This is a genomic window from Isoptericola sp. NPDC060185, from assembly GCF_042728595.1.
In the GTDB taxonomy this organism is placed as follows: domain Bacteria; phylum Actinomycetota; class Actinomycetes; order Actinomycetales; family Cellulomonadaceae; genus Isoptericola.
The window spans coordinates 1-8281 of record NZ_JBHWYY010000113.1; the positions used below are offsets into that span (position 1 = coordinate 1).

The 8281-nt window shown below is 75.0% G+C and carries 9 protein-coding genes; 3 read left to right on the forward strand and 6 right to left on the reverse strand.

The genetic code is table 11. From position 1 onward, the window contains the following. Nucleotides 1-95: 95 nt before the first annotated feature. Nucleotides 96-473 (reverse strand): thioredoxin, encoded by a 378-nt coding sequence (trxA, locus tag ACFWDO_RS20415; protein WP_380325676.1) that lies wholly within the window; start codon nucleotides 471-473, stop codon nucleotides 96-98. Between the two features lie 136 nt (nucleotides 474-609). Here trxA and ACFWDO_RS20420 point away from each other — a divergent pair, with 136 nt between their 5' ends. Next, nucleotides 610-1182, forward strand: a complete 573-nt coding sequence (locus ACFWDO_RS20420; protein WP_380325679.1) for an NUDIX hydrolase family protein — start codon at nucleotides 610-612, stop codon at nucleotides 1180-1182. Between the two features lie 28 nt (nucleotides 1183-1210). Here the strand turns inward: ACFWDO_RS20420 and ACFWDO_RS20425 are convergent, their stop codons facing one another. From ACFWDO_RS20425 to ACFWDO_RS20445, 5 genes are all read right to left on the reverse strand, one after another. Further along, nucleotides 1211-1519, reverse strand: coding sequence for a hypothetical protein (locus ACFWDO_RS20425; RefSeq protein WP_380325682.1), 309 nt, complete (start codon nucleotides 1517-1519; stop codon nucleotides 1211-1213). Continuing rightward, nucleotides 1516-2121 (reverse strand): CGNR zinc finger domain-containing protein, encoded by a 606-nt coding sequence (locus ACFWDO_RS20430; protein WP_380325684.1) that lies wholly within the window; start codon nucleotides 2119-2121, stop codon nucleotides 1516-1518. Before ACFWDO_RS20430 ends, ACFWDO_RS20425 begins: the two co-directional genes overlap by 4 nt. Beyond that, on the reverse strand, nucleotides 2118-3164 hold the full coding sequence (locus ACFWDO_RS20435; RefSeq protein WP_380325687.1) for a ketopantoate reductase family protein: 1047 nt from the start codon (nucleotides 3162-3164) through the stop codon (nucleotides 2118-2120). Before ACFWDO_RS20435 ends, ACFWDO_RS20430 begins: the two co-directional genes overlap by 4 nt. 77 nt (nucleotides 3165-3241) lie before the next feature. Continuing rightward, entirely contained in the window at nucleotides 3242-4858 is a 1617-nt protein-coding gene (locus tag ACFWDO_RS20440) for a beta-N-acetylhexosaminidase (protein WP_380325690.1), read from the reverse strand. Nucleotides 4859-4967: 109 nt separating this feature from the next. Continuing rightward, a complete protein-coding gene (locus ACFWDO_RS20445) occupies nucleotides 4968-6644 on the reverse strand; it encodes an ABC-F family ATP-binding cassette domain-containing protein (protein ID WP_380325693.1) in 1677 nt (558 codons plus the stop codon). A gap of 141 nt (nucleotides 6645-6785) precedes the next feature. Between ACFWDO_RS20445 and rph the strand changes: the two genes are divergently transcribed. Both rph and rdgB read left to right on the forward strand, forming a co-directional pair. Then, nucleotides 6786-7556: a ribonuclease PH gene (gene rph / locus ACFWDO_RS20450; protein ID WP_380325696.1), complete on the forward strand. Its 771-nt coding sequence runs from the start codon at nucleotides 6786-6788 to the stop codon at nucleotides 7554-7556. A gap of 2 nt (nucleotides 7557-7558) precedes the next feature. Further along, nucleotides 7559-8236, forward strand: a complete 678-nt coding sequence (gene rdgB, locus ACFWDO_RS20455; RefSeq protein ID WP_380325699.1) for an RdgB/HAM1 family non-canonical purine NTP pyrophosphatase — start codon at nucleotides 7559-7561, stop codon at nucleotides 8234-8236. Nucleotides 8237-8281 lie beyond the last annotated feature (45 nt).

An 8281-nucleotide genomic window follows, 5' to 3' on the forward strand; every position in this document is an offset into this window, starting at 1 on the left:
ACCCCGGCCGCGCGCGGCACTGTTCTGGCGACGCACGACGGCCGCCCCGCCTGTCCCGGGGCGGCCGTCGTCGGTGATGCGGGGCATCGCGGCGCTCAGGCCTGCGGGGCGCCGTCGTTCGCGGCGGCGATCTGTGCGCGCACCTCGTCCATGTCGAGGCCCTTGACGGCCTCGACGACCTGCTTGAGGGCGGGGGCGGGCAGCGCGCCGGCCTGGTTGAAGACGAGCACGCCCTCGCGGAACGCCATGAGCGTCGGGATGGCGCTCACGCCCGCGGCGGCGGCGATGCGCTGGTGCGCCTCCGTGTCGATCTTCGCGTGCACGACGTCCGCGTTCTCCTCGGACGACGCCTCGAAGACGGGTCCGAACTGCTTGCACGGGCCGCACCACTCGGCCCAGAAGTCGACGAGCACGATGTCGTTGTCGGTGACGGTCTTCTCGAACGTGTCGTCGGTCAGCTCGACGGTGGCCATGTGTGTCCTTCCATCAGGGGGTCTCCTGCGCACAGCGCCGGGACGCTCCCCAGTATTCCCGGGGCACCCGTCGTGGGCACCGGGGCCGGCACGCTGCGGCGGGGTGGGGCGGGGTGCGGGCTGGTAGAAACGACCTGTGACGGACACGGCCGAGTTCCCTGGTGACGACGAGTTCTACCGCGACGAGCCGCAGCCCGCCGGCTGGCTGACCCCGGAGGACCTCGCGGCCGTGCGCGCCCAGCTCCCGCTCGTCTACGTCGACGCGGTGCCGGTGCGCGTCGACGACTCGGGCGACGTGGTCGCCGTCGGGCTGCTGCTGCGCGTCACCCCGCTCGGCACGATGACGCGCGCGCTGGTCTCGGGCCGCGTGCTCTACCACGAGCGGGTGCGCGACGCGCTGCTCCGCCACATCGAGAAGGACCTCGGGCCGGTGGCGCTGCCCCAGGTCCCGGCCTCACCGCAGCCGTTCACGGTGGCCGAGTACTTCCCCACCCCGGGCATCACGGCCTACCACGACCCCCGCCAGCACGCGGTGTCCCTGGCGTACGTCGTGCCGGTGACGGGCGACTGCCGCCCCCAGCAGGACGCGCTCGACCTCGCCTGGATGACGCCCGAGGAGGCCTGCAGCGACACCGTGCAGGCGGAGATGATCCACGGGCAGGGGACCATCGTGAAGCAGGCGATGGCCTGGGTGGGCCGCGTCTCGTGAGCTGGCGGGCTGCGGTCGGTGGCTGCGGTCAGTGAAGCGCGACCTCCCAGCCCTCCAGCTCCGCCTCGCCCTCCGGCATCCGGCCCGTGCAGTAGCGGTGCAGCCACGCCGCGGCGCGACGCTCCGCGTGCTTCTCGTTCATCGGCTCGCCGTCGCCGTCGAGCTCGAGGACGTTGGCGAAGACTGCGAACAGGGTCTCCATCGCGCTCGGCTCGTCGCGCAGGACGTCCCAGTACTCGACGTCCTTGAGCAGGGGATACCCGACGGAGCCGCGGGCGACCCAGCCCGCGAACCTGCGGAGGGCGCCGGATGCGCCCGGGGACAGAGAGGTGGTCACGGGCGCGACTGTACGTCGGTGCGCCGCCGGGCGCGGTGCGCCCGCGCACGCTGGCGCGTCTGGCAGCGCGTGGAGCAGTAGGCGCGGTCCTGCCGGGGCGAGACGTCGGCGAACACGTCGGCGCAGTCGTCCGCCCCGCAGGTGCCCAGCCGCGGGGCCCGGACCGGCGGCACGGGCGCGGGGAGCAGCGCCACGGCCAGTGCCGCCGCGAGGAGGTCGGCCCGCCGGTGCACGGCCCAGTCGAGCACCGGCCCGGCCGGCGCCGTCGTCACCCGGGGGACGACGCCGAGCGCTGCCACGAGCGCGTCGAGCCGGCGCGCCCGCTCGGCCGGCGACGCGGCGGCGAAGACCGGGTGCACGGTGTCCGCGGCCGCCGCGATCGCCGCGTCGGACGGCGGCCGCGACCCCCACTCCGCGGCCAGCAGCCGCCGCTCCGGCGAGCCGGTCCCGGGGTGGCCCGCCCACGGCCGCGGGGAAGTCTCGCGCGGCACCGTGCCCCACTCGTTGACGAGGGTGGTCACGCACGCGAGGGAGAGTGCCGGGACGAGGTGCGTCCGCGCGGCGCGATACCCGGCCGCCACGACGACGGGGGCGCCCGTCACGACGACCCCGCCGTGGCCCGGCGGGCGGCGTTCTCCCGCGGCAGCTGGGAGGCGTAGATGGCGTGGTGCACGGGCGCGTCCACGCCGGCGGCGATCGCGTGCGCGACGACGGCGCCGCTCTGGTCGGCCAGCTCGGACGGCACGCCCGCCGCGAGGTCGCGCTGCAGCGAGGTGGTGGTGCCCGGCGCGAAGCCGGACTCGTAGGTGCGCAGGATGTCGGAGAGGTCCGCGTCGCCGAGGTGGGCGCCCTCGGCGTTGCCCACGGCGAGCACCTCCCGCATCGCGCGCTCCACCAGGTCCCGGGTCTCGGGGGTGGAGCGGGTCTCGCCGACCGTCGCGCCCGCCAGCGCGCCCACGCCCCCGTAGGACGCGACGAGCGCGAGCTTCTTCCAGAGCGCGCTCGCCACGTCGTCGGTCCAGCGCGCGCCGACCCTCGCGCCCTCGAGGGCGGCCAGGACCCGCCGGTCCGCGTCGTCGGGCGTACCGCGGCCCGGCGCCCCGACCGTGAGCGTCGCCTCGCCGCCCACGACCTCGACCTCCCCGGGCCCCACGCGCTGGGCGATGACGACGACGGTCCCGGCCAGCACCGCCTCCGCCGGCAGGTGCGCGGCCAGGCGGTCGGGCGCGTCGACGCCGTTCTGCGTCGTCAGGACGCGGGTGCCCGGGCCGACCGCCGGGACCAGCTCGCGCGCGGCGTCGGCCACCTGCCAGGACTTCGTCGCGACCACCACGAGGTCGAACGGCTCCCCCGTCGGGACACGGTCGGTCACCCGGACTCCGGCGACGGCGGTCACCGCGCCGTCGCGCAGCACGCGCAGCTCGCCCCGGCCTCCGTCGTGGCCTCCGTCGTGGTCGCCGTCGACCAGGGCGGCGACGGTGGACGCGCGCCCCTTGAGGGTCACGTCATGGCCGGCGCCCGCGAGGCGCGCGGCCGCGTACAGCCCGATGCCGCCGGCGCCGTGCACCAGCACCCGCAGCCGGTCGCCCCCGTCGCCCGTCGTCCCGTCGTTGGGCTGGTCGTTCGGCTGGTCCTGCTGCGGCACGTCGTCGTCCCCTCGTCGATGTCACGGATATCAGGCAGCATATCCGTGACAACGACGAGGGGGCGACCTACCGCGAGTCAGGCCGGAGCCGCCCCGACGGCCGAGATCACGCGGGCGCGCAGCTCGTCCAGCGTGCCGACCGGACGGGGCGACCCCCAGACCTGCTGGGCGAAGACCTGGAGCCATTCCTGCAGCTGCGCGGCGACCTCCGCCTGTGTCATGGAGCCCGGCGAGTCGCACCACACGGAGAGGTGGGAGCCGAGCAGGGGCACCGACTCCGGCAGCTCGAAGTCGCCGGCGCTGCCCGCGGCGCCCATGAAGGTGCGCGGGGTCCACCGCTCGTAGATGCCGCGGGGGTTCTTGTAGGGCCCCTGCCCCAGCCCCTCCGACGTCAGGATGAAGTACAGGTAGTCGCCGTTGGAGTTGATGAGGGCGTGCCCGGCCTCCGCATAGTCGACGGCGGTCGGCTTGCTGGTGTTCCACCGGATCCAGACGTCCGCCTGGGTCCGCGGGTCGATCCGCGACACGCCCTCACCGGGATGGATGTCGTCGTTCCACATGCGGGCCGTGAACCCGTGGGAGCGGACCAGGTCGCCGATCTCGTTCAGGTAGACCTCGTAACCGTCGAGGGCCGTGGCCGACGGGCTGCCCGTGGCGGCCCGCGCGTACTCGACCAGCTGCGGCGCGGACGCGTCCGAGATGACGTCCGGTCCGGTGCCCTGCCAGGGCGCGGGGAAGTACTCGTCGCCGCCGATGTGGAACACCGTGGGGTCGAAGAGCTCGCACATCTCCTCGATGATCTCGTGCACGAGCGCCCTGCCGGCCGGCCGGCTGATGTCGAGGTATCCCGCGTGCCGGGTGCCGTCGGCCAGCACGAGCTGGTGCTCGGGATGGAGGGACAGGACGTGGTCCAGGTGGCCGGGGGTGTCCACGTCCGGGTACACGCGCACGTGGTGCGCCCGCGCGAAGTCGAGGATGTCGCGGACCTCGTCCTTCGTGAGGTGCTGCGGGGACACGATCTCCGGGTGCGTCTCGGACTCGATCCCGAACCCGAGCCCCTCCGAGATGTGCAGCTGGAGGGTGTTCATCTTCAGGTAGGACATCTCGCCGATCAGCGCCTTGATCCAGTCCGGGCTGAAGTACTTGCGCCCGATGTCGAGCATGAGGGACCGCTCGTCCAGCTCCGGCCAGTCGACGACGACGCCGCTCGGCCGACGACCCGAGCGCAGCAGCTGGACCAGGGTGCGGGTCCCCCAGAACACGCCGGTGCTCGAGGGCGCGGAGATCCGGATCCCTCCGTCGGCGCTCAGCACGTACCCCTCGGGGTGCGGGACCTCCGGGAGGTCGGCGACCTCGAGGACGATGTCGGTGCGGCGGGGCCGGGTGGTGGCCACGACCTCCAGGCGGCGGTCGAGCGCGCCCGCGAGGCGGAGGTCGCGTGCCAGCAGCTCGGCGTCGGACCGCAGGTCGTCCGCCCGCTCGCCGACGAGGGCGATACGCCGGGCGGCGGTGATCGGCAGCCCCGGCCCGCCGGGCCGGTACCTCTGCGGCGCGGGCAGGAGCGGCGGGGCCATGGTGGCCGGTGAGGAGGCCGCGGAGGCGGCCGGGACGCCGAGCCCGGCGAGCAGGGGGACGGCGACACCGGCCGTGAGCACGGACCGGCGCGACGGGTGGGAAACAGACAGCGCTGACATGGTGACCCTCTCGATCGTCTTCGATGCACGTCGCACCCTGCCAGAGATCCTGAGAGTGGTCTAGACCTGTGAGCGGTCCGGTCCGTCCGTCGTCGCGACGGCCGGGCGCTCAGGCCCCGAGGTCGAGGACCGGCCAGTCGGCCAGGTCGGCCCGCATGCGACGGTCGTGGGTGGCGACGACGACGGCCGCGGGCGTGGCGATCAGCGCCCGGGTCAGCTCGTCCACGAGGTCCACGGACAGGTGGTTGGTGGGCTCGTCGAGCAGCAGCAGGTGGGGCGCGTGCAGGAGCGCCCGCGCCAGCTCGAACCGGCGACGCTGCCCCGCCGACAGCTCGGCGAGCGGTCGCTCCAGGTCCTCCTCGCCGAGCAGCCCCAGGGCGGCCACCGGCACCACGTGCTCCGGGTCGAGCTCGCCGCGGTCCAGCAGCTCCAGCGCCTCCGCCGCGTACGCGTCGAAGCCGGTCGGCGGCCCCGCCTCCTCGCCCTCGGCGCCGGGCGCCTGCGCGGGGGCCGCGCCAGCGCCCGCGAGCGCCGTCTCCTGCGCCACGACGCCCAGGCGCGCGCCGGGAGTCACCGTCCGCGTGCCGCGGGCGAGCGCCACCCGGCCCGCGAGCGCGGCCAGCAGCGTCGACTTGCCCGCGCCGTTCGGCCCGACGACGAGCAGGCGGCCCGACGGCGGCACCGCGACGCGGGTGCCGGGCAGGTCGAGCCGCACGCCGCCGTCGTCGGCCAGGACCCGCGGCGAGCGGACCTCGACGAGCGGGTCGCCCGGGTCCCACCCCGGCGACATGGACGGCAGGTCCGGGAAGGCCAGACGGGCCGGCGGCACCGGCACCTCGACGGCCTCCGCCTCGAGCTGCTGCACCAGCCGGTCGGCGGCCTTGACGTGGATCCGGGCGCGGGTGGCGCGGCGGTGCTTCTGCGACCCCTTCTCCGGGCGCCACTCGTCGGAGAGCCCCTCGTAGGACGCGTCCAGCCGCTCGGCCAGCACGCGGGCCCGCTCCTGCTCCGCGCGGTAGCGCTGCCGCCACCGGTGCAGCGCCTGGTTCTTCGCGAACCGGTAGGCGAGGTAGCCGGGCTGCCCGTAGAGCACGGGCTTGCCGTCCATCGACGGGTCGAGGTCGAGGATGGCGGTCGCGGCGTCGTCGAGCAGCTCGCGGTCGTGCGTCACGACCACGACCCCGCCCTGCCACGCGACGAGCTCGCCGGTGAGGAACTCGATCGCGGAGTCGTCGAGGTGGTTGGTGGGCTCGTCGAGCAGCAGCAGGTCGGCGCGCTCGGCCAGGCGGCAGGCGAGGCGCACCCGGTAGCGCTGCCCGACGGACAGCGTGTCCAGCCGGCGCTCGAGGTCGCGGACGGCGCCCAGCCGGGTGAGCGCGACGTCGACCCGGCGGTCCGCGTCCCACGCCGCGAGGTGCTCCGCGCGGGCGAGCAGCCCCGAGAGGCGCCGCAGGTCCCCCGTCTCGTGGTCGAAGCCGGCGGCCTCCTTCTCGATCTCCGCGGCGAGCGCGCGCAGCCCGGCGAGCGTGCCGCGCACCAGGTCGCCCACCGTCTCGCCGGAGGACGCCGCGAGCTCCTGCTCCACCAGCGCGACGCTCCCGCGCCGCCGCACCCCGCCGCGCGACGGGCGCAGGTCCCCCGCCAGCAGGTGCAGCAGGGTCGATTTGCCGGAGCCGTTCTCCCCCACGACGCCGAGCCGGGTGCCGTCCGACACGCGCAGGTTCACGCCGTCGAGCACCGGGCGGCCGGGGTAGGCGAACGCGAGGTCCGTGGCGGTGAGCTGCACCGGACAACCCTACGTGCCGCCCCACCCCCGGCCCGCGGCGCCGAACAGGCACCTGACACCGTGATCGGGCCCACGGACGGCTCATCACGGTGTCAGCTGCCTGTTCGGCCGGGCCGGTGGGCGCTCGCATAGGGTGGCGGCATGACTTCCCCCGCTTCCCAGGCCGGCACGCCTGACGTGGCACCCCGCGCCGACGGCCGCACGCCCGACCAGCTCCGCCCCGTGACCATCACCCGCGGCTGGACCGAGAACGCCGAGGGCTCCGTGCTGGTGGAGTTCGGCAGGACCCGCGTGCTGTGCACCGCGTCGTTCACCGAGGGCGTGCCGCGCTGGAAGAAGGGCTCCGGCGAGGGCTGGGTCACCGCCGAGTACGCGATGCTCCCCCGCGCCACCAACGACCGCAGCCAGCGCGAGTCGGTCAAGGGCAAGATCGGCGGCCGCACGCACGAGATCTCGCGCCTCATCGGACGCGCGCTGCGCGCCGTCGTCGACGTGACCGCCCTCGGCGAGAACACGATCGTCCTCGACTGCGACGTGCTCCAGGCCGACGGCGGCACCCGCACCGCCGCGATCACCGGCGCGTACGTGGCGCTCGCCGACGCGATCGCGTGGGGCACCCGCCACGGGCACGTCACCGGCGGCAAGAAGGTCCTCACGGACTCGGTCGCGGCGGTCAGCGTCGGCATCATCGACGGCACGCCGATGCTCGACCTGCCCTACGTCGAGGACGTGCGGGCCGAGACCGACATGAACGTCGTGACGACGGGCGCCGGCACGTTCGTCGAGGTGCAGGGCACCGCCGAGCACGCGCCGTTCGACCGCGCCGAGCTCGACGCCCTGCTCGACCTCGCCGTCGCCGGCACGGCCGAGCTCACCGAGATCCAGCGCGCCGCGCTGGCCCAGGAGCTGTGACGATGACCGGAAACACCTCGGGCGTGAGCGTCCCCGCCGGCGCCCGCCTGGTGCTGGCGACGCACAACCGCGGCAAGCTCGTCGAGCTGCGCGCCATCCTGCGCGCCCAGCCCGGCCTGGACGCCCTGCCCGACGAGGCCGTGGTGTCGGCGGCCGACGTCGGCGCCCCCGAGCCGGTCGAGGACGGCGTGTCGTTCGTCGAGAACGCGCTCATCAAGGCCCGCGCCCTGGCCGCGGCGACCGGCCTGCCCGCCGTCGCGGACGACTCCGGCCTCAGCGTCGACGTCATGGGGGGCGCGCCCGGCATCTTCTCCGCCCGCTGGTCCGGCAAGCACGGCGACGACGAGGCGAACCTCCGGCTCCTGCTGGACCAGCTCGGCGACGTGCACGACGAGCACCGCGGGGCGGCGTTCGTCTGCGCGGCGGCGCTGGTCACCCCGGACGGCCGTGAGGAGGTGTGCCTCGGCGAGATGCCCGGCACCCTGGTGCGCGCCCCGCGCGGGTCCCACGGCTTCGGCTACGACCCGATCCACGTGCCCGTCGAGCAGGACCCGGCCGCCGACGGCACGCCCGGCACGCGCACGTCGTCCGAGCTCACGCCCGCGGAGAAGAACGCGATCAGCCACCGCGGCAAGGCCTTCCGCGCCCTCGCCCCGGAGATCGCCGAAGCCCTGTCCTGACGTTGTGAGCGGGCGTTTGGCCCTGTTTCGCGACCGAAACAGGGC

What these genes read in the sequence shown, in the direction of transcription:
- trxA (WP_380325676.1), bottom strand. Translation starts at nt 473, where the DNA reads ATGGCCACCGTCGAGCTGACCGACGACACGTTCGAGAAGACCGTCACC.
- ACFWDO_RS20440 (WP_380325690.1), bottom strand. Translation starts at nt 4,858, where the DNA reads ATGTCAGCGCTGTCTGTTTCCCACCCGTCGCGCCGGTCCGTGCTCACG.
- rph (WP_380325696.1), top strand. Translation starts at nt 6,786, where the DNA reads ATGACTTCCCCCGCTTCCCAGGCCGGCACGCCTGACGTGGCACCCCGC.
- rdgB (WP_380325699.1), top strand. Translation starts at nt 7,559, where the DNA reads ATGACCGGAAACACCTCGGGCGTGAGCGTCCCCGCCGGCGCCCGCCTG.